Annotated in this window: 1 pseudogene; it reads right to left on the bottom strand. The window is 71.1% G+C overall.

Features of this window, described 5'->3' with window-relative positions:
• Positions 1-270: pseudogene (locus CVH10_RS20865) on the bottom strand (amino acid permease); the annotation flags it as partial.

The raw sequence follows: 270 nt of genomic DNA on the forward strand, positions 1-270 counted from the left end.
GAACGCCGGCAGGGCGATGGCCACGACCACCACCAGGGCCGCGATCTTGATCAGCACCAGCACCGCGTTCCGCGTCGCGCTCTCCTTGGTGCCCAAGCGGAGCAGGCCCGTCACCCCCCCGATGATGGCCACGGCCGGCAGGTTGACGATCCCGCCCGCATGCGGCCCGGCGATCAGGGCCGTGGGCAGGTCGATCCCCAGCCCGCTCAGGAAGCCGACGGCGTAACCGGACCAGCCCACCGCCACGGCCGAGACGACCAGCGAATATTC

This window comes from Halomonas sp. ND22Bw, assembly GCF_003011945.1.
GTDB lineage: Bacteria > Pseudomonadota > Gammaproteobacteria > Pseudomonadales > Halomonadaceae > Halomonas > Halomonas halophila.